This is a genomic window from Erwinia sp. Leaf53 (assembly GCF_001422605.1).
In the GTDB taxonomy this organism is placed as follows: domain Bacteria; phylum Pseudomonadota; class Gammaproteobacteria; order Enterobacterales; family Enterobacteriaceae; genus Erwinia.
In genome coordinates this window covers 343,180-367,615 of sequence record NZ_LMLK01000023.1, presented here as the reverse complement: position 1 = coordinate 367,615, position 24,436 = coordinate 343,180, and the positions used below count along the sequence as shown (strand labels likewise).

26 protein-coding genes are annotated in these 24,436 nt (G+C 62.1%); 13 read left to right on the top strand and 13 right to left on the bottom strand.

Annotation, left to right across the window (positions count from 1 at the left end; genetic code table 11):
* Positions 1-112 precede the first annotated feature (112 nt).
* The 5 genes from ASF13_RS17915 to ASF13_RS17895 all read right to left on the bottom strand — a co-directional run bounded on the left by ASF13_RS17915 (position 113) and on the right by ASF13_RS17895 (position 4,801).
* Positions 113-775, bottom strand: coding sequence for a DedA family protein (locus ASF13_RS17915; RefSeq protein ID WP_056239418.1), 663 nt, complete (start codon positions 773-775; stop codon positions 113-115).
* Between the two features lie 30 nt (positions 776-805).
* Complete coding sequence (truA, locus tag ASF13_RS17910) at positions 806-1,621, bottom strand: tRNA pseudouridine(38-40) synthase TruA (RefSeq protein WP_056239415.1); 816 nt, start codon at positions 1,619-1,621, stop codon at positions 806-808.
* Entirely contained in the window at positions 1,621-2,631 is a 1,011-nt protein-coding gene (locus tag ASF13_RS17905) for an aspartate-semialdehyde dehydrogenase (RefSeq protein ID WP_056239413.1), read from the bottom strand. The genes truA and ASF13_RS17905 overlap by 1 nt, the downstream gene beginning before the upstream one ends.
* A gap of 146 nt (positions 2,632-2,777) precedes the next feature.
* Entirely contained in the window at positions 2,778-3,905 is a 1,128-nt protein-coding gene (pdxB, locus tag ASF13_RS17900; RefSeq protein ID WP_056239410.1) for a 4-phosphoerythronate dehydrogenase PdxB, read from the bottom strand.
* Between the two features lie 122 nt (positions 3,906-4,027).
* Positions 4,028-4,801, bottom strand: coding sequence for an AraC family transcriptional regulator (locus ASF13_RS17895; RefSeq protein WP_056239407.1), 774 nt, complete (start codon positions 4,799-4,801; stop codon positions 4,028-4,030).
* Positions 4,802-4,900: 99 nt separating this feature from the next.
* Between ASF13_RS17895 and ASF13_RS17890 the strand changes: the two genes are divergently transcribed.
* The 7 genes from ASF13_RS17890 (at position 4,901) to ASF13_RS25205 (ending at position 12,604) form a co-directional block, all read left to right on the top strand.
* Complete coding sequence (locus tag ASF13_RS17890) at positions 4,901-5,812, top strand: DMT family transporter (RefSeq protein WP_056239404.1); 912 nt, start codon at positions 4,901-4,903, stop codon at positions 5,810-5,812.
* A gap of 389 nt (positions 5,813-6,201) precedes the next feature.
* A complete protein-coding gene (locus ASF13_RS17885) occupies positions 6,202-6,729 on the top strand; it encodes a fimbrial protein (RefSeq protein WP_056239401.1) in 528 nt (175 codons plus the stop codon).
* 52 nt (positions 6,730-6,781) lie between these two features.
* Positions 6,782-7,528 (top strand): molecular chaperone, encoded by a 747-nt coding sequence (locus ASF13_RS17880; protein ID WP_056239398.1) that lies wholly within the window; start codon positions 6,782-6,784, stop codon positions 7,526-7,528.
* A 6-nt stretch (positions 7,529-7,534) separates the two neighbouring features.
* Complete coding sequence (locus ASF13_RS17875) at positions 7,535-10,114, top strand: fimbria/pilus outer membrane usher protein (protein WP_056239395.1); 2,580 nt, start codon at positions 7,535-7,537, stop codon at positions 10,112-10,114.
* The gene (locus tag ASF13_RS17870) at positions 10,114-11,127 is read left to right on the top strand and encodes a fimbrial protein (RefSeq protein ID WP_056239392.1); all 1,014 of its coding nucleotides are present in this window, start codon (positions 10,114-10,116) and stop codon (positions 11,125-11,127) included. Before ASF13_RS17875 ends, ASF13_RS17870 begins: the two co-directional genes overlap by 1 nt.
* A gap of 246 nt (positions 11,128-11,373) precedes the next feature.
* Complete coding sequence (gene flk / locus ASF13_RS17865) at positions 11,374-12,405, top strand: flagella biosynthesis regulator Flk (protein ID WP_056239391.1); 1,032 nt, start codon at positions 11,374-11,376, stop codon at positions 12,403-12,405.
* A gap of 64 nt (positions 12,406-12,469) precedes the next feature.
* Positions 12,470-12,604: a hypothetical protein gene (locus tag ASF13_RS25205; protein ID WP_255354464.1), complete on the top strand. Its 135-nt coding sequence runs from the start codon at positions 12,470-12,472 to the stop codon at positions 12,602-12,604.
* On the opposite strand, the gene ASF13_RS17860 is transcribed toward ASF13_RS25205, so the two are convergent.
* Entirely contained in the window at positions 12,601-13,032 is a 432-nt protein-coding gene (locus ASF13_RS17860; RefSeq protein WP_056239747.1) for a rhodanese-like domain-containing protein, read from the bottom strand. The genes ASF13_RS25205 and ASF13_RS17860 overlap by 4 nt on opposite strands.
* Positions 13,033-13,046: 14 nt before the next feature.
* On the opposite strand from ASF13_RS17860, the gene ASF13_RS25045 reads away from it, so the two are divergent.
* Together ASF13_RS25045 and ASF13_RS24485 are read left to right on the top strand one after the other, a co-directional pair.
* A complete protein-coding gene (locus tag ASF13_RS25045) occupies positions 13,047-13,313 on the top strand; it encodes a hypothetical protein (protein WP_235515047.1) in 267 nt (88 codons plus the stop codon).
* Positions 13,314-13,321: 8 nt separating this feature from the next.
* Entirely contained in the window at positions 13,322-13,483 is a 162-nt protein-coding gene (locus tag ASF13_RS24485) for a hypothetical protein (RefSeq protein ID WP_156365617.1), read from the top strand.
* A gap of 139 nt (positions 13,484-13,622) precedes the next feature.
* Here the strand turns inward: ASF13_RS24485 and ASF13_RS17850 are convergent, their stop codons facing one another.
* The 3 genes from ASF13_RS17850 to yafN all read right to left on the bottom strand — a co-directional run bounded on the left by ASF13_RS17850 (position 13,623) and on the right by yafN (position 15,806).
* The gene (locus ASF13_RS17850) at positions 13,623-14,801 is read right to left on the bottom strand and encodes an MFS transporter (RefSeq protein WP_056239385.1); all 1,179 of its coding nucleotides are present in this window, start codon (positions 14,799-14,801) and stop codon (positions 13,623-13,625) included.
* A gap of 310 nt (positions 14,802-15,111) precedes the next feature.
* Positions 15,112-15,510, bottom strand: coding sequence for a type II toxin-antitoxin system YafO family toxin (locus ASF13_RS17845; RefSeq protein ID WP_199177613.1), 399 nt, complete (start codon positions 15,508-15,510; stop codon positions 15,112-15,114).
* A 2-nt stretch (positions 15,511-15,512) separates the two neighbouring features.
* Positions 15,513-15,806 (bottom strand): type I toxin-antitoxin system antitoxin YafN, encoded by a 294-nt coding sequence (gene yafN, locus ASF13_RS17840; protein WP_056239744.1) that lies wholly within the window; start codon positions 15,804-15,806, stop codon positions 15,513-15,515.
* A gap of 25 nt (positions 15,807-15,831) precedes the next feature.
* Here yafN and ASF13_RS24095 point away from each other — a divergent pair, with 25 nt between their 5' ends.
* Positions 15,832-16,203, top strand: coding sequence for a YceK/YidQ family lipoprotein (locus tag ASF13_RS24095; protein ID WP_162237203.1), 372 nt, complete (start codon positions 15,832-15,834; stop codon positions 16,201-16,203).
* A gap of 237 nt (positions 16,204-16,440) precedes the next feature.
* Here the strand turns inward: ASF13_RS24095 and fabB are convergent, their stop codons facing one another.
* Entirely contained in the window at positions 16,441-17,661 is a 1,221-nt protein-coding gene (gene fabB, locus ASF13_RS17830; protein WP_056239376.1) for a beta-ketoacyl-ACP synthase I, read from the bottom strand.
* Between the two features lie 155 nt (positions 17,662-17,816).
* Between fabB and mnmC the strand changes: the two genes are divergently transcribed.
* Positions 17,817-19,826 carry a bifunctional tRNA (5-methylaminomethyl-2-thiouridine)(34)-methyltransferase MnmD/FAD-dependent 5-carboxymethylaminomethyl-2-thiouridine(34) oxidoreductase MnmC gene (mnmC, locus tag ASF13_RS17825; RefSeq protein WP_056239373.1) on the top strand — a complete coding sequence of 670 codons (2,010 nt, stop codon included), beginning with the start codon at positions 17,817-17,819 and terminating at the stop codon, positions 19,824-19,826.
* 217 nt (positions 19,827-20,043) lie between these two features.
* On the opposite strand, the gene ASF13_RS17820 is transcribed toward mnmC, so the two are convergent.
* The 3 genes from ASF13_RS17820 to ASF13_RS17810 all read right to left on the bottom strand — a co-directional run bounded on the left by ASF13_RS17820 (position 20,044) and on the right by ASF13_RS17810 (position 21,783).
* Positions 20,044-20,325 (bottom strand): YfcL family protein, encoded by a 282-nt coding sequence (locus tag ASF13_RS17820; protein WP_056239369.1) that lies wholly within the window; start codon positions 20,323-20,325, stop codon positions 20,044-20,046.
* 33 nt (positions 20,326-20,358) lie between these two features.
* Positions 20,359-20,904: an elongation factor P hydroxylase gene (locus tag ASF13_RS17815; RefSeq protein WP_056239364.1), complete on the bottom strand. Its 546-nt coding sequence runs from the start codon at positions 20,902-20,904 to the stop codon at positions 20,359-20,361.
* 69 nt (positions 20,905-20,973) lie between these two features.
* Positions 20,974-21,783, bottom strand: a complete 810-nt coding sequence (locus ASF13_RS17810) for a helix-turn-helix domain-containing protein (RefSeq protein ID WP_056239361.1) — start codon at positions 21,781-21,783, stop codon at positions 20,974-20,976.
* 154 nt (positions 21,784-21,937) lie between these two features.
* Here ASF13_RS17810 and iolE point away from each other — a divergent pair, with 154 nt between their 5' ends.
* Together iolE and ASF13_RS17800 are read left to right on the top strand one after the other, a co-directional pair.
* Positions 21,938-22,831, top strand: coding sequence for a myo-inosose-2 dehydratase (iolE, locus tag ASF13_RS17805; RefSeq protein WP_056239359.1), 894 nt, complete (start codon positions 21,938-21,940; stop codon positions 22,829-22,831).
* 9 nt (positions 22,832-22,840) lie between these two features.
* A complete protein-coding gene (locus ASF13_RS17800; RefSeq protein WP_056239356.1) occupies positions 22,841-24,013 on the top strand; it encodes a Gfo/Idh/MocA family protein in 1,173 nt (390 codons plus the stop codon).
* Positions 24,014-24,436: the final 423 nt, after the last annotated feature.

Here is a 24,436-nt window from a genome sequence, read left to right as displayed (position 1 = left end):
GTGCTGTCACTCATGCGCGCAGCACAAACCATAAATTGTCGCTCATTAAACCATAACCGCCGGAGACTGTGGATAAAAATCTGGTCACCGACGTCTGGCCTGAGACGTCCGCTTAGCGCTGTGGCTGTTTTCTTGCCGCGCGGCGGTGACGCCACACTTCAATTACGCCTGGCAGAATCGACAGCAGGATAATTGCCACAATCAACAGCTTAAGGTTTTCCTGTACCGCGGGCATATTGCCAAACCAGTAGCCCGCATAGGTAAAGAGCAGCACCCACAGCAACCCGCCCGAGACGTTGTACAGGGAAAAATGACGCCAGGACATTTTGCCCATTCCGGCCACAAAGGGCGCGAAGGTACGCACGATCGGCACGAAGCGCGCAAGAATAATCGTTTTCCCGCCGTGGCGCTCGTAAAAAGCGTGGGTTTTATCAAGATAGCTGCGGCGGAAGATCTTCGAGTTGGGGTTACTGAACAGTTTGTCACCGAACAGCCGCCCGATAGTGTAGTTCACCGCGTCGCCGAGGATCGCCGCCGCCACCATCAGCGCCACCATGGTATGCACGTCCAGATCGTTGGTCGGCAGCGCCGCCAGCGCACCAGCGACAAACAGCAGAGAATCCCCCGGCAGGAACGGCGTAACCACCAGCCCGGTTTCACAGAACAGGATCAGGAACAGAATGGCGTAGATCCAGAGACCATACTGCGCCACCAGCTCGGCGAGATGCACGTCGATATGCAAAATGAAGTCGATAACAAAACGAATCAGATCCATTCGGGCGTCCTTTATTACATCAGTCGAAGGTTAGTCGGCAAGGAACAGCGGCCCCATCGGCGGGCGCGGTAAGTCAAAGTGCTCGGGGTAATCCACCGCAACCAGATACAGCCCCTCGGCGCGGGCGGTAGCGGCGGCCAGCGTGCGGTCTTTGGCCGCCAGCAAATCCGCCATCCAGGTTTCCGGCTGGTTACCGCAGCCGACCTGCATCAGGCTACCGACGATATTGCGCACCATATGGTGTACAAAGGCGTTAGCCTTGATGTCGACCACCACGTAGGAGCCGTGACGGCTGACGTTCAGATGCATCACGTAGCGCATCGGCGTGCGCGACTGGCACTGCACCGCGCGAAACGAGGTGAAATCCTGTTCGCCGAGCAGGCACTGCCCGGCGCGCTGCATCTTCTCCACGTCCAGCGGATGGTAAAAGTGGGTGATGCCGCCGCCGAGGATCGCCGGGCGCAGCCGCTCGTTGTAAATCACGTAGCGGTAGCGCCGCGCCGTGGCGCTGAAGCGGGCGTGGAAGGTCTCCGGCACCGCCTTGACCCAGCGCACGGCCACGTCCGCCGGCAGGTGGGTGTTGGCACCCAGCGTCCAGGCGGCATCCTTACGCCGTGCGGTGGTCTCAAAATGCACCACCTGGCCGGTGCCGTGGACGCCGGCGTCGGTGCGTCCGGCGCAGAACACCACGATCGGCTGATCGGCTACCTGCGACAGCGCCTTCTCCAGGTGCTCCTGCACGCTGCCCACCTCATTCTGACGCTGCCAGCCGTAGTAACGGCTGCCGTCATACTCGATCCCCAACGCCATTCTTAACACCGGCTGTGGCGCACTGCTGTCAGACATCAGTAAAAATACTCCTGCACCAGCCGTTCAGCGGTTTTCACCGCCATCAGCGCGCCGCCGAAGCGCACGTTGTCGGCCACCGACCAGAACTGCAGCAGCTCGGGGATGCCGTAGTCGTTGCGCAGCGCACCGATGCTCAGATGCGCGCTGCCGGAGGCGTCGCCCACCGGGGTCGGGAAGTCATCTTCGTCGGTCAGGTTGATATCTTCCCACTGCGCCAGCGCGTCGCGGGCTTCGTCAGCCGACATCGGGCGCAGGTTTTCCACCTGCACCAGCTGCGCGTTTCCGTAGAACACCGGCGCCTGCACGCTGCTGACCGAAATCGGCAGGCCTTCATCCTGCAGCACCTTACGCACCTGCTCCACCAGACTGCGCTCCTGCGCCACGCTGCCTTCGGCGTCCGCCAGCAGCGGCAGCAGGTTGAACGCCAGCTGGCGGCCAAAGTAGCCCGCTTCCGCCGGCAGGCCGTTCAGCAGCCGGGCGCTCTCGCCGGCCAGCGAATCGACCGCCGCTTTGCCCCGTGCCGACACCGCCAGCAGGTTAGTCACCTGCAGACGGCCCAGCCCGGCGCTCTCGATCAACGGCTTGATGGCGCACAGCAGCTGGCTGGTCAGCGCATCCGCCACGGTAACGATATTGCGGTTGCGGTAGTCGGCCAGCACCTGCGGGTTAACGTCCGGCACCACCAGCGGCACGTCCGGCTCCAGCGCAAACAGGTCGCTGCTGTCGATCACCAGGCAGCCGGCGCTGGCCGCGTCTTCCGCGTAGCGCGCCGAGGCGTCACGCCCGGCGGCGAAAAACGCCAGCTGCACCTGCGACCAGTCAAACTCTGCCGCATCGGTCACCCGCAGCGATTTCCCCTCAAAACGCAGCACTTCACCGGCGCTGCGTTCGCTGGCCAGTGCATACAGCTCACCAACCGGGAACTGGCGTTCCGCCAGTATTTCCAGTACAGCTCCCCCTACTGCGCCTGTTGCGCCCAGTAGCGCGATATTCCAGCCGTCAGACATGTTGGTTTACTCCCGACCTTGACATAAAAAAGAGAGGCGGTGTAATCACCGCCCAAAGATTCAGATTTTTCCCGTACCGCGCCCGGCTTAACGCTGTACGGCAGAGACGCCCGTCCGCCGGGGGCCTCGCCGTCGCCGGTTACGGATTACTGCAGGATGGCGTTAAAGCCCAGTTTCACCAGCAGTGCGGCGGTGGCCGCGTTATCGCACACCACCTGCAGCGACGACCACTCGCGCCGCTCCTGATAATTCTTGCGCAGGCGGTCAAACTCGCCCGGGATCGCCGCCACCCGGCGCAGCGGCGCATCGTCGCGGCGCACATCATACACCAGATGCACCAGACGTTTCAGCGTTGGCTGATCCAGCTCACCACGCAGAGTAATGCTGCCGAACTCGGCCGGCGGCAGCAGGGTGTCCATCGGCACCTGCTGCGGCTGGCCGATAAACTGGCTCCACGCCTCGAACACCTGGGTGGTGCCGCGCGCCTTGCCTTCCAGGGTGTAGCCGGCGATGTGCGCGGTGCCGATATCCACCTTCTCCAGCAGCGGCACCGACAGGTCCGGCTCCGGCTCCCAGACGTCCAGCACCACGCTCAGATCGTCACGATCGTCCAGCACCTGCAGCAGCGCGGCGTTATCCACCACCTCACCGCGGCAGGCGTTAATCAGAATGGTGCCCGGCTTCAGCGCCCGCAGCAGCGCCTCGTCGGCCAGGTGCAGGGTCTGATACGGCCCCTCTCTGAACAGCGGCGTGTGGAAGGTCAGCACGTCGGCTTCGGCCACCAGGTCGGCCAGCGGCAGGAAGTCGCCGGCGTCACCGCGATCGGCACGCGGCGGATCGCACAGCAGCGTACGAATGCCCAGCGCCTCCAGCCGCGCCTGCAGGCGGCTGCCGACGTTACCGACGCCGACGATGCCCACGGTACGATCGGTTAAGCGGAAGCCGTCGCGCTCGGCCAGCAGCAGCAGCGCGGAGAAGACGTACTCCACTACCGCAATGGCGTTACAGCCCGGCGCCGCCGAGAAGGCGATCCCCTGCTCGCCAAGATACGCCTCGTCGATATGGTCGGTGCCCGCGGTGGCGGTGCCGACGAACCTGACCGGTTTGCCGGCCAGCAGCGCGGCGTTAACCTGGGTCACCGAGCGCACCATCAGGCCATCGGCATCTTCCAGTTCAGCCTGCGGCACCGGGCGGCCGGGCACGGCGACGACGTTACCGGTGCGGCTGAAGAGTTCGCGCGCGTATGGCATATTTTCATCAACGAGGATTTTCACAATCGGTTTCCAGTTCGGGGAGCGTGAGGGGCGTTATTCTGCCATAAAGCGCCGCCGCGGACACCTGCGACCGCAGCGGGCGACAAAACATTACATGCAGTGCACGGTAGTGCTCCGGCACATTACATGCGCGCGCGGTAGCGCTCCGGCGTGGTGCCGGACTGCTGCTGGAACATGACGATCAGCGCCGACGCGGAGCTGTAGCCCAGCGCCAGCGCCACCTCCTGCACGCTGAGGTTCTGTTCCAGCAGCGACACCGCGTGCAGAAAGCGCAGCCGCTGACGCCACTCGCTGAAGCTGAGCCCCAGCAGCGCCTGGCAGCGGCGCGACAGCGTGCGTTCGGTGGTGTAGACCCGCGCCGCCCACTGCGCCAGGGTAGTGTTATCGGCCGGGTTGCGCTCCAGCGCCTGCAGGATCGGTGCCAGCTGCCGGTCCTGGCAGCTGGGCAGATAGCTGGCTTCAATTTCCGCCTGGCGCAGCCGATCCAGTAGCACCTCGCACAGGCGCTGGTCCTCAGCCGTGTGCGGCACCTCCAGCTGGCGGGCGGCCACGTCATCCATAATCGCCTGAACCACCGGGCAGACCCGCAGCAGGCAGGCGTAGGTCGGGAAGCCGTAACAGCGCTCTGCGGCGATATTCAGGGTGCGGAAATGGGCCTGCTTATGATTGTAGCTGGCGTGCAGGGTGCCCGGCGGGATCCAGATCGGGATGTTTGCCGGGGTGAGCAACCGTTCGCCATCCACCTGCATCTCCAGTACGTTGCATTTAACGAAGATCGCCTGCCCCCAGACGTGACTGTGGGGCAGATATTCGGTCTGCGCGTTGGCCTGTTCAAAGCGGAAAAACAGCGGCTCACCGGCGGCCTGTGGGGGAATATAGGTCAGTTGCTGGACCACGTTGTCTGCTCCGAATGAAAACTTGTCTGATTATCGTTATCCATTTCAAATGAGACAGCATTACACTGCACAGCACCGTTTGCAACACTGAGTCCCATGATGAATTTCCTCTATCCCCTGCTGGCCGTTTTTATCTGGTCGGTTAACGCCGTGGTCAGCAAAATGTCGGCCAGCGCCATCGATCCCGCCGCCATCTCCTTCTACCGCTGGCTGATCGCCCTGCTGGTGCTGACCCCGTTCGCCCTGCCCGGCGTCTGGCGTAACCGCCGGCAGATTGCGCAGGTGTGGTGGAAACTGCTGGTGCTCGGCCTGCTGGGCATGGTGCTCTATCAGAGCCTCGCCTACTACGCCGCGCACAGCGTCAGCGCGCTGTTTATGGGCATTCTGAACGCGCTGATCCCACTGCTCACCGTGTTGCTCAGCGTGGTCCTGCTGCGGCTGGCCCCAACGCTGGGGATCCTGCTCGGCAGCCTGGTCTCCTTTGCCGGCCTGGTGTGGCTGGTTAGCCAGGGCAATCCCGCTCAGCTGCTAAGCCACGGCCTCGGCCACGGCGAGCTGATGATGTTTGCCGCCTCCGCCTCCTATGCGCTGTACGGCGTGCTGACCAAACGCTGGGCGCTGGACCTGCCGAACTGGCAGAGCCTGTGGGTGCAGATACTGTTCGGCGTACTGCTGCTGACCCCCGGCTTCATGCTGGCACCTGACGTCAGCCTCAACGCGCACAATCTGCCGCTGGTGCTGTTTGCCGCCATTCCGGCCTCGGTGCTGGCACCGTTCCTGTGGATCCAGGGCGTGATGCGCCTGGGTGCCAGCACCGCCAGCATCTTTATGAACCTGGTGCCGATCTTCACCGCGGTGATTGCCATCCTGTTCCTGCACGAATCGCTGCACCTGTATCACTTTATCGGCGGCGGCCTGACGCTGGCCGGGGTGGTGATGGCCCAGCGCCTGCGCACTACGCTGCGCAGGCGGAAACATCAGCCCGCCGCGGCAGCACCCGAGGTCGAGTAATCTCTGGCCGCCGCTAACCTTAGCAGCGGCCGGCAGCAAACCCACCCGATCGGCACCGCTGCTACCCGCCTCTGTCTGGCCGGGACGGCCCGCCTCTCAGCGCCAGAGAGGGCTGGTCATCCTTTCGCCCGTTTGCATCACGGCAAAGGCCATTCAATAACTCATCCTGCCAGTAAATCACCCCCACCTTACCCTTTTTCACGATATTTCCTCCTGCATGACAGCCAGGTAAAAATCGATAACATCGCATTAATCGATTATTTGGCTGTTTTGCTATTTACCATTTTTCACGCTGATTTAAGATTGATCTCATAGGACCTGAAATAAATACTCAGGTTCTATTCACATCGACAATCAATAATTCAGGCAAGATTAAAAGGAACTTACCTATGAGAACTTCGCTTTTCCGCGCGTCGTTAGTCGCCGCATCGCTGCTGTCCATTTTTTCTGCCAGCGCCTATGATGGCGTTCTGACCTTCAAAGGTGAAATTACCAATACCACCTGCAAAATAAGTGTCAATGGTAACGGCAGTACCACCGAGATCACCTTCCCGCCAATCTCCGTCACCGCGCTGCCTGCGGCTGGCTCAGTAGCGAATGTCCAGCCGATTGTGATGCAGCTCAGCGAGTGCCAGAACGCAACCGAAAATACCCGTGCGCTGTTTGAGAGCCTCAGTTCCGACCCGATCACCGGCAACCTGGTTAATATCGGCACGGCCAGAAACGTTCAGGTGCAGCTTCTTGACCAGGATCGGCAAAAAATCACCGTCAATGATCCGTCACAGAATCAGGGGCCTTCGTTCAAAATTAAAGATAATGCAGCAACGCTAAAATATTTCGCACAATACTTCGCGGTGGATAAAGTCGTGGGCGGGAACGTCTATTCCCAGGTTAATTACTCAATCAGTTATTTCTGACGCTTACGTCATTTACTGCAGTATAAAGTAAATAACTCCAGGGACAGTGGCTATGTTAAGGCTGAAAAGGATTTCATGGCGTACGTTCGGGCTGCTGCTGCTGCTGCCGGTGGCAGCTGCAGCCAACGTACTGGTCAACGGCACGCGGGTGATTTACCCGCAGAACCAGCGTGAGGTCGGCGTACAGCTGAATAACGACAGCAATCTGCCGTCGCTGGTACAGGCGTGGATCGATAAAGGCGATCCGGAACAGGACCTGAGTAAAATCAACGCGCCTTTTGTTCTGCTGCCGCCGATTTTCCGCATGGAGCCGCACACCGGTCAGACGCTACGTTTGACCTGGACCGGGGAAGCTCTGCCGACCGATCGCGAGTCGGTGTTCTGGCTGAACGTGCTGGATATCCCGCCCAAAAATGCCGCGCTGGCGGGGAGCAACACATTGCAAATGGCGATCCGCACGCGCATTAAAATTTTCTTTCGCCCGACCGGCTTAACGGCAGAGGGCGCCGTCTCGGCGGCCAGGCAACTGCACTGGCAAACGGTCACGACTGACCCCCGCGCCTTACGCCTGGACAATCCCTCCCCTTACTTTATCAACCTGTCGCGCATGGTTATCAACATGCCGGGTAAAACGCTGACCAGCCTGAGCGGGGAGATGATCCCGCCGCTGAGCAGCGCGACGGTGCGCATGGACCAGCCCGTCGGCAGGCTAATGAACCCGACGATTAGCTACCACATTATTAACGACTACGGCAGCGAAACAACGGTGGATATCAAACCGACCGCAGACCGGAAATGATGGCGGATGGATCGGTACCCTTACCGCCGGCGCCCGGTGCAGCATAACGATCGGCGTCAGCAGCGCGAGGTCGGGCAGCCACGCCTGCCGCTCGCCCTGCTGCTGCTAATCCTGCTGCCTGGCGCTGCCCGGCCCGCCACCGGCGGCGGCGAGGCGCACTTTGACCCCGGATTTCTGCACAAGCTCTCCCAGCCGGTAGATCTCACGCTGTTCGAGCGCCCCTCCCCGCTGCCACCGGGCCACTACCATCTCGACCTGCGTGTTAACGGCCGCCCGTACGGGCAGGGAGAGATCACCGTTAAACGCACGGCGGCAGCGTCGACGATCTGCGTCGAAAAAGCGCTGCTGGGAATGCTGCCGGTGAAGCCGCAGGGGATCAACAGCGCCGCACTGCGGCAGCTTGACGATGAGGAGCAGTGCGTGACGCTGCCGCAGCTGATCCCGCAGTCGCGGATCCGCGCCGACCTCAGCCGTCTGCAGCTGCACATCAGCCTGCCGCAGGCGCTGCTGCAACACAGCGCCCGCGACAGCATCAGCCCGCTGCTGTGGGATGACGGCGTTAACGCGCTGCTGGCAGGCTACGACAGCAATTACTACGACTCACGCCAGGGCGGCACCCACTACCGTTCCTTTTACAGCGGCAACGAACTGGCGCTTAACCTCGGCGGCTTTCACTTTGCCCACCGCGGCACGCTCAGCTGGCAGCCGGAGCGCGGCAGCGACTACAACAGCCTGTTTAACGCTCTACAGCACGATGTCACCGCGCTGAACGCCCGGCTGACGCTGGGCGATGCCGATACCAGCGGCTACCTGTTTGACAGCTTCTCCTGGCGCGGCGTTTCACTGGCCAGCGACGAGTCGATGCTGCCGGACTCGCGCCGCGGCTACGCGCCGGTGATTCAGGGGATGGCGCAGAGCAACGCGCACGTCAGCATCCGCCAGGGCAATACGCTACTGCTGGAGACCAGCGTGCCGCCCGGCCCGTTTCAGATCGACGATCTCTATCCCACCGGCTACGGCGGCGACATTGAGGTGACGGTCAGAGAGGCCGACGGACGTGAAAGCCGCTTCAGCGTGCCTTACGCTTCGCTGCCGCAACTGGTCAGGCCCGGTAACGGCCTGTTCAGCGTTACCGCAGGTACGCTGCGCAACCTGAACCAGCCGGGAAGCCCGAAGGTCATTCAGGGCACGCTGCAGTACGGCGTCAGTAATCTGCTCACCGGCTATGGCGGCCTGCTGACCAGCGAAGGCTACCGTTCGCTGCTGGCCGGCGGCGCACTGGGCACGTCATTCGGTTCGATTTCGCTGGATACCACCACCGCACAGACCCGTACCGGCGGGCGGCTTCGTCAGGGGCAGCGCTACCGGCTCGCCTACAGCAAAGTCTTTATCAACAGCCAGACCACCCTCTCCGCCAGCGTTTCACAGCTCTCATCGCCGGATTACCTCGACCTTAGCGACGCCGTCCAGTGGATATATCAGCAGAAGCACCCTGAGTATCCCGGTTTCGGCCAGCTGCGCCAGCCGCGCAGCCGCATGTCGCTCACCCTTTCCCAGCGTTTACCGCAGACATGGGGGCAACTGAATGTGGCGCTGCTAACCCAGCGCCACTGGAGTAATGACGGCCAGGATCACCAGCTACAGGCCGGATACAGCAACGCGTTTGGCTCTCTCGCCTGGTCGCTCTCCGCCAGCCGGGTGCGCAGCCGCGGCGGCGAAGAGATGCTGTTCGCCCTGCGCATTGCGCTGCCGCTCGGTAACACGGCTCACTCGCCGTCGCTGAATATGAACCTCAGCCGCAGCAATCAGGGTTCCGGCAGCCAACTGGGGCTGAGCGGCTCACTGGACGAGCAGTTGCTCGACTACGATCTTGGGCTGAACCGCGATGAACAGCAGAACAGCAGCGCCAGCCTGGCCACCAGCTGGCACCTGCCGGCCACTACGCTGGATAGCAGCATCAGCCTTGGCGGTCACAGCCGCGCCTGGTCAGCCGGGCTGGGTGGCGGCGTGGCGCTGGTGCGCGACGGCCTGATCTTCAGCCCCTGGTACAGCGACACCATGGCGCTGGTTAGCGCGCCCGGTGCTGCGGGGGCTGGCATCAGCGGCTACCCCGGAATAAAGCTGGACGGCAGCGGGCGGGCGCTGGTGCCCTGGCTGATGCCTTACCGGCGCAATGAGATCGCTATCGATCCACTGGGCCTGCCGCAGGACGTGGCGCTGCGCATCACCAGCCAAAAAACCGTGCCGCGTGCCGGTGCGCTGGTGCGGATGAACTTTGCCACCCGGCTCGGCCAGCCGGTACTGATCCACGTAACCCGGCCTGACGGACAGGGTCTGCCATTCGGCGCACAGGTGAGTAATACGCACGGCGATCCGCTTGGCAGAGTGACCCAGGGCAACACCATCTACGTACAACTTCCTCCCGGCCTCACCCACATGCGGGTGACCAGCGGGGAACAGCCTTTGTGCCAGATTGCTCTGCAACTCCCCGTAGCTATCGCCAAACCTGGCGGGATCCGCCAGCTCAACGCCGTCTGTCTTCCGATGACGGCTCGTTCCCTTCCCAACCCCAACGAGAAACCGTGATGAGCCTGCGTACGCTGTTGCCGCCCACCCTGTTCACCGCACTGCTGTGCGCCAGCCTGCCGCCCTGTGCCGCGGCGCTCAACTGCGTCTCTGAGCAGGGGCAGAACCTGCCCCTCAACGCCCGCAGCGCCGGGCCGTTAAAAATCTCCGCTTCGCTGCCGGTCGGGCGGGAGGTGTTCCGTCAGCGCTATCCGTTGAGCGTCTGGTGCAGCATCAGCTCGCCGCAGCCGCAGGCAGAGAACCTGTGGCTGCATCGCCGTACCAGCAGCACCGCGCTTGGCAACGGCCTGACGCTGTTCACCACCCTTAACGGTGAACGCAGCAGCGAACCGGGCAGCGTCGACAGCGGGCTACGGGTCGACAACCACGCCGCCGCGGACGGGCAACCGTCGCAGCACTGGCAGCGGCTGACCTTCAGCGTCGAGGTCAGCATTGTGAAGACCGCGGAGACGCCGCCCGCCGCCGGGCGGGCGGCGCTGGTCAGCCCGCAGATCCCGCTGCTGGAGATGGGATCGCAACAGGGTGGGCAGCGGGTGACGCTGCTGCTGCAGGGGGCCGACCGCTGGCTGACCTTTGTGGCGCAAAGCTGCCGGGTGCGCGGTAACGCCTCCATGACCGTCTCACTCGGCGGGGTCAGCCTGCGCGGCACCCGCGGCGTCGGTGCCACCAGCAGCGATAAACTCTTCCAGCTCAATCTGCTGTGCGACCGCGAGGTGGCGGGCAGCGTTGACGTGATGCTACAGCTGGACGGGGAGTCACCGGCGGGCGTCAGCGGCGCAGGGCTGGTAGCGCTGAGCGCGCAGCCGCTGGCCGCGCAGGGCGTGGCCTTGCAGATTCTGCACGGCGATGGCCGTACCCCGCTGACGCTGGGGCAAGCCTGGCAGATTGCCCGCTATCCGCTGACCGGGGACGGCATCAGCGTACCGCTGATTGCCCGATACTATCAGTACGCCACCCACGTTAAGGCCGGAAAAGCGGATGCCACCCTCACATGGACCCTCAGCTATCGCTGATCGCCGGCGCAGGATGCAGGATGCAGGATGCAGGATGCAGGATGCAGGATGCAGGATGCAGGATGCAGGATGATAAGGAACAGAGGAACAGGGCGTGATGACGGTGAAGCAGAAAAAAGTCGTGGAAAGCGGTACGAACGGGCCGCGCCGGTCTGTTTATCAGCCAGCGGGATTGTTATCATAGCCGATTACCATTCTGTGTTTTCCGGCGGCCCCGGATCTCGACCCTGACTGAAGGATTTCGCTATGCAACCGTTAAGTGGCCCCGGTGCACCTCTCCCTGCCGATCGTCCGGCTATTGACGCCCCCGGCGGCACGCCGCGCGCCCTGGCCGGCGACCAGCCGCTCACGCCGGCGCAGCGCACCACGCTGGAACGCCTGATCGTCAAAATTATGGCGCTGAGCACGCTGAAAGCGCCGGAGCTGTGGGCCGGTTTACGCCATGAGGTGGGGGTAAAAAACGATGCCGGCCTGCTGGCGCGCCACTTTCCACAGGCTGAGCAGTTTCTGAATACCCGGCTGAGCCAGGTACAGGACGGCCACGCCACGCGCCAGCTGCTGCAGCAGCTCACCGATCGGCTGCCGACCGGCAACAACCGCCAGGCAGTGAGCGACTTTATCCGCCAGCAGTTTGGCCACACCGTACTCAGCTCGCTGAATCCCGACCAGCTGCGCCAGGTGCTGACCATGCTGCAGAACGGCCAGATGGCTATTCCACAGCCGCAGCAGACGCCGCCGACCGGCCGCACGCTGCTGCCCGCCGAGCAGCAAACGCTTAACCAGCAGGTTACCCGACTGGCGGCCACCACCGGCGAACAGCCGGTGAAGCTGTGGGCGCTGGTGCTTAAGGTAGTGAACCTGCACAGCGGCGATCCGATCCCCGCGCGGGTGTTCCCGCTGCTGACCCAGTACCTGCACGCCAGCCAGACGCTGAACCAGCAGCCAGCCCCCACCCTGCATCAGCTGACCGCCGTGCTGAAGCAGCCGCCGGACAGCGGCGAACAGCGCATGCTGGAAGAGTACAGCCAGCAGCGCTTCGGCACGCCGCCGCAGTCCGTACTGACCCCGGCACAGGTGCAGGATCTGTTAAACCTGCTGTTCAGCCGCCGCGCCAGCGCCCTGCAGGAGCTGCCGCTGGCCGCCAGCCAGATCCGCCCGCAGCCGCTGACCGGCAACGCGCCGCCGCCGCTCCCTCCTGCCCCGCGCAGCAGCAGAACCTGGTTTACCGCCTTTGCGGCGGCCATCGTGGTGATGCTGATCCTGTGGATCCTGCTGTAAAGCTGACGTCTCCTGCGGTCTGCGGTCTGCGGTCTGCGGTCTGCGCCGTCAGGATACCTTTGCTATGACAGCGATTACAGACATGTGCTGTTTTGCCGCACCGGCGGTGCGCATCCGGTGCCGGTCTGCTGAAAGCCAGCGCTACCGGCTGGCGGGTAACTGCCAGCCGGTAGCGCTGAAGCGGGAAGTTTCAGTTTAACAACCACACTCCGGCTGGCTGCTCTGCTGCGGCCAGCTGCCCGGCTCAGTGCCCGCCGCCAGCGGATGCTGGTCCCGCTGCCAGAAATCCAGCCCGCCGATCAGCTCCTTCACCCGCAGCCCGGCGGACGCCAGCTTCCACGCCCCTTTGGTCGAGCCATTGCAGCCGATGCCGTCGCAATAGGTAATATAGACTTTACTGCGATCCAGCGCGGCGAGGCTCTCTGCCGTCATCAGGCGATGGGGAAAGCTGACCGCGCCGGGAATATGCCCGTGCTGATAGTGCTGCTCAGAGCGGGTGTCGATCACCACAATCGCGTCAACGCCCTGTGCCAGGTCCGTTGCCAGATCCCAGGCGTCGGCATAATGCGCCAGTTTTTCGGCCAGCCGCTGCGCGCTTTGCTGGGGTTCAGCGGGTGGAAAGGCCAGTACGGCGGATGCGGATGCTGTTGATGCTGTTGATAACTGCGAAGGCGACGCTAACGCTGATGCTGATGGTGACTGCGATGGCGACGCTAACGCTGATGCTGATAGTGACTGCGATGGCGACGCTAACGCTGATGGTGATGCTGATGCTGATGCTGATGCTGATGCTGATGCTGATGCTGATGCTGATGCTGATGACATTGACATGCTCCCCGATAAATTCAGATTGCCATCATAAGGGCAGATCGGCCTTAATAGTAATACCCATTTTTCAGGCCGGATAAGACCAATTATGTCGCCAACCGCCGTCCCCTGGCTGGTGCTGCCACCGCTGTCGCCGCTCTGCCGCCACACTACGCCTCAGCAGGGCTGGATCCTCGGTTATTCAGCGCTGCAGCCCGGCGAAATTATGCAGGCGGTCGATAAACTGGCGCGACTCAGTTACCGCGCCTGATGCAGAAAACAGAAAGTCATTGCCAGCCCAGGGCGGCGCAGGCGGCCGACAAGCTGGCACGGCTCAGCTATCGCACCTGACGCAGAAAACCGGAAATAATTATCAGCCCGATGGCGGTCAGTAAGCCGGTGCAGGTCAGCTACTTCGCCTGACGCAGAAAGCCCAGGGTGATCATCAGCCCGACGGCGGCACAGGCGGCGGCGGCGAGGTACACCGAACCATAACCCAGCGCGCCGGCGAGCAGGCCGGTTAGTGGGCCGCTGGCACCATAGGCAATATCCTGGAACGCCGAGAAGCCGCCTAATGCGGTGCCGCGCACCTGCGGCTCAACGCGTTTCAGCACTTCCAGACCCAGCGACGGAAATACCAGCGAGCAGCCGCAGCCGGTCAGCGCCGCGCCGGCCAGCGCCATCCAGCCGTTGCTCGCAATCCCCAGCAGCAGCAGGCCCACCAGTTCCACCGCCAGCGACACCAGCGCTACCCGTGCTCCGCCGAACTTGTCCGGCAGCCCGCCAAACAGGATGCGCATCAGCACAAACGACAGGCCAAAGGCGGTCAGCGCAAAGCCGGCGTTGCCCCACTGCTGGGCGGCGAAGTATAACGAGGTAAAGGTGCCGATCACCGCAAAGCCGGTGCCCTGCATCGCCAGCGCCCAGCCCGGACGCAGGATCAGCCCCACCACCTTCCACAGCGACGGCCGTTCGCCGCCGTGCACCGGCACCGCCCGCACCCAGCCGTTCAGCGCCAGCGCCAGCAGCGGCAGCAGCACGGTGGCCGCGCCCAGCGCCATAAAGCCCCACTGCCCGTGCAGCCACAGGCCAACTGGCGCACCGGCGGCCAGCGAACCGTAGATCGCCATACCGTTCCACGACATCACCTGGCCGGAGCGCTTCGGCCCGACCAGCCCCATCCCCCAGGTCAGGTTACCGGTCAGCAGCAGGCTCTCGCCAAAGCCCAGCAGCAGCCGCCCGGCCACCAGCAGCGCAAATTTTCCCGCCACCGGCAGCGGCAGTACCGCCGCCAGCAGATAAGCCACACCAACCAGCGCCAGCGCCAGCATCCCCTGCCGGGCGGTGCGCTTCGCGCCGCGCTGGTCGGCCAGCCTGCCGGCATAACCTCGGGTCAGCAGCGTGGCAAAAAACTGAATGCCCACCGCCAGCCCGACCATAACGTTGTTCAGGCCGAGCTCCTGGTGCACATACAGCGGGATCACCGGCAGCGCCAGTCCGGCGGTCAGATAGGCTAAAAAGACGGCGAACGAAATGGTCGCCAGCGGCACGGTGGTCTGCGCCGGACGGGTTTCTGTATGGCTGGACATGACGGTGGCTCCCTGGACAATCGCGGCTTCCCTGCCGGCGGCACGCCGCCTGCGCTGAGCGCAATTAGAATTTTTTTTTCAAGAAAACAAATACTGGCTTATAAGTTTCATTTCGTCAATCGTTGTCAGCCAGCGTGCCGGCAGGTGCGGTAAAAATGATAGCTGAATCGTATAACTTGCCTCTCCCCCGCTACGCTGTTACATGACAGGCAAAGGCACAACGACAGGTGCAGGGCGCAATTTCCCCAGGTGACCAGGTGAATAGAGGTGGAACGACCGATAACAAAGAGGGCGTAGAGTAAAAAAGAGTTTAAAACTTCATCCTGAATGCTTCGGCCATCAAGCCAATTTTATGCATATTATTGTTATCTCGGGCCAGTTTATGTGCATCAGGTTTCAGAATAATAATCAGCAGGTAAGCGTCTGATTCCATCGCCCCCTGGCAGTAAACCAGATGCGCACTATCACTGGTTCTTCTGAACTGGCGGAGAAATTTCGGGAAAGGCGCACTGGCATCGGCCAGATGCAAATGCGCCACCTCTTCCCGTTTGACCAGAGGATATGTGGCGGCATCATCGTAAGGTGCGTCGCGGCCAAACGTATCTGGTAGTACGCCATCCTGTTTATAACCGCGAAAATCCGCAACCAGGTCTTCAAGTTCCTGAGGTGCCAGCTGTTGGCTAATCAACGTCGACTTGAAAACCCTGATGCTCATTCCGTGAACTCCCTGAGGTCGTTATCTGAAGCGCGGTCGAGCAGCTCCTGACCGCTGGCGGTAATCTCGTTCAAACGCGCTGCATTGGGTCTGAAACGGGCAAGACCATGAACGGTCTCCTGCTTGTCCTGCAGCATGTCGATGAGCTCTTCGAACACTCTGGCGCTGACCATATAGCCCGCCGGACGATTGTTCGAGAGTACGGCAACGGGTTCATCAATAAAATACTTCGCCGGATTTTTTCTCAGCTCAGTGATATTTATTGTTTTCTCAGCAAGAATGCGCTCCATAATGTACTCCTCAGTAATCACAATAATGCACATCAAAGTCTACACCAATCCGTACTCACCTGCTACCGCACGAATCATCGCCCATGCAGAACCCACGCGTCATATGCTGCGCAAACCCGTTTTTTCTATGGAGGACAGAATGACAAGGAAGAGCGTGCTAATCGCAGTGATAATTGGCCTGACAGGCTGTGCCACCGTGCAAACCCGCACGCCGGAAACCTATCAGAAAAACTCGTTTTACTCCGGTACGCAGCAGGACGGTCGCTGCTTTTTAGACGCATGGATGTGTGCGCTGGATCTGCCGCTGTCGCTGGTTGGCGATACGCTGATGCTGCCGTTTGACGGCTGGTATTATCTGCAGACGCCGGCCGTAAAGCCTGAAAAGGAAAAGCAATAAGCGATCGCCATAGCCTGACAGGCAGGCAAACAGACCGACAGAGACAGAGACAGAGACAGAGACAGAGACAGAGACAGAGACAGAGACAGAATACCTGACAGGCATAAGCAGCGCTGATTACTGAAGGTGTATTAGTCGCAACGCGACAAAGGTGCATTAGTCGCAACGCGGCAGAAGCAGAAAAAACGGAGTGTAAGTATCGAAGCAACGGGGGCGGAGAGCCCGCCCCCGAAAGGATTACAGCTTACGCATGACCAGGGTGGCGTTGGTGCCACCGAAGCCGAAGCTGTTGGACATCACGGTTTTCAGCGGACGTTCGGTCGGCGTCGTCACGATATCCAGGCCTTCTGCAGCCGGGTCCAGCTCGTCGATGTTGATGCTTGGCGCAACAAAGCCGTGCTCCAGCATCAGCAGCGAGTAGATGGCTTCCTGCACGCCGGCGGCACCCAGCGAGTGGCCGGTCATCGCTTTGGTAGCGGACATCGCCGGGGTTTTGTCCGGGAAGACCGCGCGGATCGCACCCAGCTCTTTCACGTCACCGACCGGGGTCGAGGTGCCGTGGGTGTTCAGATAGTCGATTGGGGTATCCACGCCTTCCATCGCCAGACGCATGCAGCGCATCGCACCTTCGCCTGACGGGGCAACCATGTCGGCACCGTCAGAGGTCGCGCCGTAACCGACCACTTCCGCATAGATGTGCGCGCCGCGCGCCAGCGCGTGCTCCAGCTCTTCCACCACCACCATGCCGCCGCCGCCGGCGATGACGAAGCCGTCACGGCCTGCATCGTAGGTACGCGAGGCTTTTTCCGGGGTTTCGTTGTATTTGGTCGAGAGTGCGCCCATCGCGTCGAACTCGCAGGACATCTCCCAGCACAGCTCTTCGCCGCCGCCGGCAAACACGATATCCTGCTTGCCCAGTTGGATCTGCTCTACCGCGTTACCGATGCAGTGCGCAGAGGTGGCACAGGCGGAGCTGATCGAGTAGTTAACGCCGTGGATTTTGAACGGGGTTGCCAGGCAGGCAGAAACGCCGGACGCCATGGCTTTGGTCACCATATACGGGCCAACGCCGCGCAGGCCTTTGGCACGCATGCCGTCAACGCTGGCCGCCTGATAGAACGGCGAACCGCCGCCGGAGCCGGCCACCAGGCCCACGCGTGGGTTGTTCTGGTACTGCTCATCGGTCAGGCCGGAATCCTTTACCGCTTCCTGCATGGAGAGGAAGGCATATACAGAGGCATCGCTCATAAAGCGCAGCATCTTACGGTCGATACGTGCGGTGATTTCGTCTTTAGACAGCTTGACGTTACCCCAGACGTGACTACGCATACCGGAATCTTTCAGCTCCTGCGAGAAAGTAATACCAGAGCGTCCTTCACGCAGCGACGCCAGAACTTCTTCCTGGTTATTACCAATACTGGAAATGATCCCCAAGCCAGTAATCACAGCACGTTTCATTCAATACCTCTTAACTTCTTCTATTAGGATTCGACACGCACTCTAGCGTACAGATGTACGCCGAACAAGTCCGATCAGCGTATCCTTGTGTAAATTTGCGTAGGCCAGCTCACATAGTTAGAATCGCGCCACCGCCTGATAACGAGCCTTTGCCCTTGAAAACCGCCCCTATAGAACACGCTGAGCTGAGCTGGAACGATCAGGGTACACCTGTATCCCGAGCGTTTGATGACGTCTATTTTTCTAACCAGAACGGACTGGAAGAAACGCGTTACGTCTTCCTCGACGGTAACGGGCTGCCGGCGCGCTTCGCCAGCCATCCGCGTGATCTGTTGATCGTGGCAGAGACCGGGTTTGGCACCGGACTCAACTTCCTCACCCTGTGGCAGGCCTTCGACCGTTTCCGTCTGCAGCAGCCGGACGCTGCACTGCAGCGGCTGCACTTTATCAGCTGTGAAAAATATCCGCTGCAGCCCGCTGACCTCGCCGCCGCCCACGCCAGCTGGCCCGAGCTGGCCGGCTATGCCGCCGCGCTGCGCGCACAGTGGCCGCTGGCGCTGCCGGGCTGCCACCGCCTGCTGCTGGACGGCGGCCGGGTGACGCTGGATCTGTGGTTTGGCGATATTAACCAGCTTATTCACACTTTTGATGACACCCTGAATCAGCAGGTGGATGCCTGGTTCCTGGACGGCTTTGCACCGTCGAAAAACCCGGATATGTGGACGCCGGAACTGTTTCAGTGCATGGCGCGGCTGGCCCGCCCCGGTGCCACGCTCGCCACCTTCACCTGCGCCGGCTTTGTGCGCCGTGGCCTGATTGAAGCGGGCTTTGCGGTACGCAAACGCAAAGGCTACGGCCAGAAGCGCGAGATGCTGGTCGGCGAACTGCCTGCCGCCGTCACCCGCGCCCCGCGTGCCCCGTGGTATGCCCGCCCCGCCGCCGGCGACGGCGATATCGCGCTAATCGGCGGCGGCATCAGCAGCGCGCTGCTGGCGCTGGCGCTGCTGCGGCGCGGCAAACGGGTGACGCTGTACTGCGCCGATGCCGCGGCCGCGGCCGGGGCCTCCGGCAACCGCCAGGGCGCACTTTATCCACTGCTTAACCAGCACGATCCGGCGCTGGAGCGGCTGTTCCCCGCCGCGTTTGTCTTCGCCCGCCACTACTATGACCAGCAGGGCGTAACCTTTGAACACGACTGGTGCGGCGTCACCCAGCTGGGGTGGAATGAGAAAAGCCAGGCGAAAATCGACAGGATGCTGCTGATGGGGCTGCCCGCCGAACTGGCCCGCGCGGTCGATACGACGGAGGCCGAAGCGCTGTGCGGCGTGGTCACCGGCTGTGGTGGTATTACCTACCCGCTTGGCGGCTGGCTCTCGCCAGCTGAACTGACCCGTGAACTGCTGCTGAAGGCTGAACGGGGCGGGCTGCAGCTGCGCTGGCAGCATGAGCTTATTGACATGCAGCGGGAGCAGGATGAGTGGCTGTTGAACTTCCGTGAACAACCCGCCGCCCGCCATCAGAACCTGGTGCTGTGCACCGGCCACCGGCTGACCGGCTTCAGCCAGAGCGAGCAGCTGCCCGCGAATCCGGTGGCCGGGCAGGTAAGCCATGTGCCGACCAGCCCGTCACTCGGTGCGCTGCGGCAGGTACTGTGCTACGACGGCTACCTGACGCCGGTCAGCCCGCAGTATCAGCAGCACTGCATCGGCGCCAGCTACCGCCGTGGCGAAACCGACACCGGCTACCGGGAAAGCGATCAGCAGGAGAACCGCGCGCGTCTGATGCGCTGCCTGCCGGAGGCTGGCTGGCCGGGGGATATTGATGTCAGCGAAGGATCGTCGCGCGGCGGGGTACGCTGCGCCAGCCGCGATCACCTGCCGCTGATCGGCGCATTGCCCGACTATCCGCAGCTGCTGGAACAGTACGCCGGGCTGGCGCAGCAGCAGGAAAATGCCGCCAGCGCACCGGTGCACGCAGGGGCCTTTGTGCTCGGTGCGCTGGGGTCACGCGGGCTGTGCAGCGGGCCGCTGGCCGCCGAGGTGCTGGCCGCGCAGATGTGCGGTGAGCCGATCCCGCTGGACGGCGCCACGCTGGCCGCCACCAGCCCGAACCGCTACTGGGTGCGTAAGTTGCTGAAAGGCAGGCCGGTGACGACGGAAAGCTAAGGGTGGAGAACGGAATGCTCTGCCTGCCTGGCAGGGCACGTTTTACCGCGTGACAGACTAGTGCCGCCGATCGGCGCTGATGACAAGACTATTGAGGTTCACACAGTGATGGCCTGCGGCCGGATGGCGCTGGCCCGCAGAAACGCAACAGGGCACAATCATCGTGACTGCGCCCTGTTTATTGCCAGCGGCTGAATCAGCGCTTCGGCCGCTGCGATCAGGCCTCCTGCGTCGCCTGCTCAAACAGCTTCTGCCACATGCCGCGCACCAGCACCTGGTCACGCGGTGACAGTTCACCGGCCTGGATAGCTTTTTCCAGGCTCTGCTGTACCTGAGCGGTCAGCGCCTCGCGGCTGTGGTCGCCGCTCAGCTCCACTTCGGCGACCGCCAGCGTCAGGTGCCCGCGCAGGTAGCCGCCGGCAAACAGCTCGTCGTCGCTGGCGTGTTCGACCATATCGTCAATCAGGCCAAGAATACGCGACTCAAATTCGTCGATCATAACGTTCCTTAGTTAAGCAGTGCGCCCCGCCGGTTACAGATCTTCCGGCCAGGGAAACTGTGCCGCCGTCAGCGGGGGGGTAGAGTAAAAATCGCGCAGCGCGGCAATCAGCCGCGCCGGACGGGCAGGAATGCCGTTATCCAGATACGCCATCACCTGAGCGTGAACCTTGCGCTGAAACGCAATGCGATCCGGCTCACAATCCCCTTCGAGATTGTCACAGCTTACGTTGAACGGAAAGCCTGCCGCAACTGAAAACAGCCACTCCAGCGCCTGCGGCTTGATTTCGGCCGATTCAAACTTATTCTGCGTTTCGGCATCGCGGCCGTCCGGGCAGTACCAGTAGCCAAAATCCACCAGCTTGCGGCGTTCGGCACCGGCGATGCACCAGTGGGAGATCTCATGCAGGCCGCTGGCGTAATAGCCGTGAGCAAATACCACCCGGTTGCAGGGTGATGTCTCGTCAGCCGGCAGATAAATCGGCTCGTCATCGCCCTTAATCAGGCGGGTATTGAAGTCGTCGAGGAAGCAGCCGTCAAACAGCTCAATCAGCTGCGAATAGTGATGTTGCGTACTCATTGCATCGTTCGCCAAAGTAAAAAAACGCGCAATTGTCGCATTATGCGTGCTGAGTTTCGAGAACTATTCTCATCCCCGCCGAAGCGGCTGCGACTGCTGGCGAAACGCCAGCGGAGGCAGGCCAAACTGCGCCTTAAACGCCCGCGAGAAGTGGAAAGGTGAAACAAATCCGCACTGTTCGGCCACCAGCGCCACCGGCAGGCTGCTGCGGGTCAGCAGCCGTTCCGCATGGCGCAGGCGCACGTCACGCAGGTAGCGCGCCGGGGTCAGCTGCAGATGCTGGCGGAACAGCGCGATCAGGTGGTTAACCGAGCAGTGGGCGCGGGCGGCAATATCTTCCAGCGCCAGCGGGTGCTGATAGCGCATGGCGATATATTTACAGGCTTCACGCACGCTTTTGGGCATGGTTTGTGCGGCTTCCTCCTGCGGACGTTCAGCGCAGGAGGCGTAGTACCACAGCAGCGTTTCGGCCAGCGACAGCAGCACCCTGGGCGAGCCGCTGCGCCGCGCGGTCAGGCTCATGCCCAGCTCCATCAACTGTTCCACCTGGTTATCCACGGCGATGGTCTGCGGCAGCGCGGCCAGCTGGGCGGCAATTCCCTCCGGGGGCACGGTAAAATCCAGCTGGCACCAGATATGCTCGCTCGCCACCACCGCATCAAAACGAAAGAACTCGCGTTCCCCCGGCAGCAGCAGCGCCAGCGTGCCGGGCACCAGGTGCAGGACCCGGCTGCCGGCCTCAATGGTGACGCTGCCGCTAAGCAGCGCAATAAACTGCACGCCGCGCTGAGTACGCGGCCCGAGCGTCTCTCCGCTGGCATAACGCGACAGGCCGAACCATCCCTCGCCGGGTTGCGGATTAAGTGTGATTTCAGACATTTTCTTCCTGACTACAGGCATGTACCCGTGAAGGGCTGGCAGGCTATCTTTTCTCCCATCTTCAGCCGGATAGCGGCGGACACCAACGGATTTTGCAGGCAGTAATCGAATCTGCGATGCAGATCAAACTTTGATTTCAGACAGGAGTAAAAAGATGGCAAATGCCAGTATCCGCCTCGGCGTCAGCCCGCTGGCCTGGACCAACGACGTGCTGGAGGACCTGGGTGATAACGTCACCGCCCTGCAGTGCATGCAGGAGGCCGCCGCCGTCGGCTATCAGGGCATCGAGCTGGGGCGAAAATTCCCGCGCGAGATCGAAAACCTGCGACCGCTGCTGGCGCAGAGCGGGCTGTCACTGGCTTCCGGCTGGTTCTCCGGCACGCTGGCCGATATCAGCGTGGAGCAGGAGCTGCACAACGTGGACGCCCACGCCCGGCTGCTCAGCGGGCTGGGTTGCCAGGTGATGGTCTACGGCGAGTGCGGCGGTATGCCGGGCGACACGCCGCTGGACATCGGTATCTCGCATTCACCGAAGCTCAGCGCCATCGACTTCGACGGCTACGCGCAGCGCATGAGCCGCTTCTCCTCGGCGCTGTATCAGGAGTACGGCCTGCGGCTGGCCTATCACCACCATCTGATGATGCTGGTTGAGCGCCAGGATGAGATCGAGCGTTTCTTCTCGGCCACCACCGCCGACGTCGGCATGCTGCTGGATACCGGCCACGCCGTCGCCGCGGGCAGCGATCTGTCGGCGCTGATCGACCAGTTCGGCAGCCGCATCTGCCATATTCACCTGAAGGATATCCGCCGCGAGCGGCTGGCGCAGGTCTACGCCAGTGATGAAAGCTTTAACCAGGGGGTACGCGGCGGCATGTTTACCGTGCCGGGTGATGGCTGGATCGACTATCAGCCGGTAGTGGATTTCGTTCAGCACAGTGGCTATCAGGGCTGGCTGATCGTCGAAGCCGAACAGGACCCGCAGGTCGCCCCGCCGGTGCCCACCGTCACCCGCGCCTTTAATCACGTTACCTCACTGTTTTCTCTGTAAGGAGTCACCATGTCTGACACTCTGAATATCGGCCTGATCGGCTCCGGCTTTATGGGCCAGGCCCACGCTGACGCCATCCGCCGCGCCGCCCTGCTCTACCCGAACCTGCCGAAAACGCCGGTGCTGTACGCGATTGCCGACCAGAACCAGGCGATGGCCGACCAGGCCGCCCGCCGCTTTGGCGCGCTGCACGCATTTGGCGACTGGCGTGAAATGCTGCAGGATCCGAATATCGACGTGATTGATATCACCTCCCCCAATCATCTGCATCATCAGATGGCGCTGGAGGCGATCGCCGCCGGTAAACACGTTTACTGCGAAAAACCGCTGGCGGTAACCGAGCCGCAGGCGCGCGAGATGGCGGAAGCGGCGCGCCGCGCAGGGGTGAAAACCATGGTCGCCTTTAACAATATCAAAACCCCGGCGGCACAGCTGGCCCGGCAGCTGATCGAACGCGGCGAGATCGGCACCCCGGTGCGCTTCCGTGGCACCTTCGATCAGGGCTTCTATAACGATCCGGAGCTGCCGTGGTCGTGGCGCTGTTCAAAAGAGCTGGCCGGTTCCGGCTCGCTGGGCGACCTTGGCGCGCATACCCTGTCGGTAGCACAGTACCTGATGGGCGGCGTCAGTGAAGTGTGCGCCAGCGGCCAGACCCATCTGCAAACCCGCCCGGTACCGGGTGTGGACAGCGGCTACGCCAGCAAGGTCGAGGCCAACGCCGAACGCCGTACGGTAGAAAACGACGACCAGATGCAGTGCCTGGTGACCTTTGACAGCGGTGCCGCCGGGGTGATTGAGTCCTCACGCATCGCCGCCGGCCGCATTTTCGGCGTCTACTGGGAGGTCTCCGGCACCGAAGGCACCCTGTATATGGACGGCGAGCGCTTTAATGAGCTGCAGGTGTTCCGTTTCAACGACGACAAACGCGATCGCGGCTTTAAAACGCTCTACGCCGGCAGCCAGATCCCCGCTTACTCAGCGTTCTTCGGCTTCGACTTTGGCGGAGGTGGCTTAGGCTACTTCGACGTCAAGGTGCTGGAGGTCCATGACCTGGTGCAGGGGATCTGCCGCGACGAAGACTGCTACCCGAACTTCGCCTTCGGCTGGGAGAATCAGCGCATTCTGCAGGCGATTGAAGACTCAATGGAACAGCGCCGCTGGGTGAACGTGACTAAAGGCTAGCTCGGTATCGCTGACAGAAGTCGCTGCAGATCCCGGTGCCCGGCTTATCGGGTCTTTCCGGAACGCGGACACGCTATGAACACGTCCGTGTGCGCTCGGCAGCGGCCGTCCCTGGCCGCTGACGGTCCGCTTATCCGGAAAGACCCGATTGCCCGAAATTTCTGNGGACACGCTATGAACACGTCCGTGTGCGCTCGGCAGCGGCCGTCCCTGGCCGCTGACGGTCCGCTTATCCGGAAAGACCCGATTGCCCGAAATTTCTGACGTCGCTGCCTTAACTCGGTCCGGATAGTGATCCTGTAGCAGCTCTTACAGACGTCTCATGTAGACAATGCCTTTTGCGTCCTTGAGGAAAGCACAGCCCTTCGACGCCGGATACAGTGTTTTCGGCCAGACGACTCGAAACGTAAAGCGAGGGGAGCC

Bases quoted from the DNA above. Each gene is read 5' to 3' on its own strand.
- ASF13_RS17850 (WP_056239385.1), bottom strand. From the start codon at position 14,801: ATGTCCAGCCATACAGAAACCCGTCCGGCGCAGACCACCGTGCCGCTG.
- fabB (WP_056239376.1), bottom strand. From the start codon at position 17,661: ATGAAACGTGCTGTGATTACTGGCTTGGGGATCATTTCCAGTATTGGT.
- truA (WP_056239415.1), bottom strand. From the start codon at position 1,621: ATGTCTGACAGCAGTGCGCCACAGCCGGTGTTAAGAATGGCGTTGGGG.
- ASF13_RS17800 (WP_056239356.1), top strand. From the start codon at position 22,841: ATGTCTGACACTCTGAATATCGGCCTGATCGGCTCCGGCTTTATGGGC.
- yafN (WP_056239744.1), bottom strand. From the start codon at position 15,806: ATGGAGCGCATTCTTGCTGAGAAAACAATAAATATCACTGAGCTGAGA.
- ASF13_RS25045 (WP_235515047.1), top strand. From the start codon at position 13,047: ATGCTGTTGATGCTGTTGATAACTGCGAAGGCGACGCTAACGCTGATG.
- ASF13_RS24095 (WP_162237203.1), top strand. From the start codon at position 15,832: ATGCACATCAAAGTCTACACCAATCCGTACTCACCTGCTACCGCACGA.
- ASF13_RS17820 (WP_056239369.1), bottom strand. From the start codon at position 20,325: ATGATCGACGAATTTGAGTCGCGTATTCTTGGCCTGATTGACGATATG.
- iolE (WP_056239359.1), top strand. From the start codon at position 21,938: ATGGCAAATGCCAGTATCCGCCTCGGCGTCAGCCCGCTGGCCTGGACC.
- flk (WP_056239391.1), top strand. From the start codon at position 11,374: ATGCAACCGTTAAGTGGCCCCGGTGCACCTCTCCCTGCCGATCGTCCG.
- ASF13_RS25205 (WP_255354464.1), top strand. From the start codon at position 12,470: ATGACAGCGATTACAGACATGTGCTGTTTTGCCGCACCGGCGGTGCGC.
- ASF13_RS17815 (WP_056239364.1), bottom strand. From the start codon at position 20,904: ATGAGTACGCAACATCACTATTCGCAGCTGATTGAGCTGTTTGACGGC.
- ASF13_RS17890 (WP_056239404.1), top strand. From the start codon at position 4,901: ATGAATTTCCTCTATCCCCTGCTGGCCGTTTTTATCTGGTCGGTTAAC.
- ASF13_RS17810 (WP_056239361.1), bottom strand. From the start codon at position 21,783: ATGTCTGAAATCACACTTAATCCGCAACCCGGCGAGGGATGGTTCGGC.
- ASF13_RS24485 (WP_156365617.1), top strand. From the start codon at position 13,322: ATGTCGCCAACCGCCGTCCCCTGGCTGGTGCTGCCACCGCTGTCGCCG.
- ASF13_RS17880 (WP_056239398.1), top strand. From the start codon at position 6,782: ATGTTAAGGCTGAAAAGGATTTCATGGCGTACGTTCGGGCTGCTGCTG.
- ASF13_RS17885 (WP_056239401.1), top strand. From the start codon at position 6,202: ATGAGAACTTCGCTTTTCCGCGCGTCGTTAGTCGCCGCATCGCTGCTG.
- ASF13_RS17875 (WP_056239395.1), top strand. From the start codon at position 7,535: ATGGATCGGTACCCTTACCGCCGGCGCCCGGTGCAGCATAACGATCGG.
- ASF13_RS17870 (WP_056239392.1), top strand. From the start codon at position 10,114: ATGAGCCTGCGTACGCTGTTGCCGCCCACCCTGTTCACCGCACTGCTG.
- ASF13_RS17915 (WP_056239418.1), bottom strand. From the start codon at position 775: ATGGATCTGATTCGTTTTGTTATCGACTTCATTTTGCATATCGACGTG.
- ASF13_RS17905 (WP_056239413.1), bottom strand. From the start codon at position 2,631: ATGTCTGACGGCTGGAATATCGCGCTACTGGGCGCAACAGGCGCAGTA.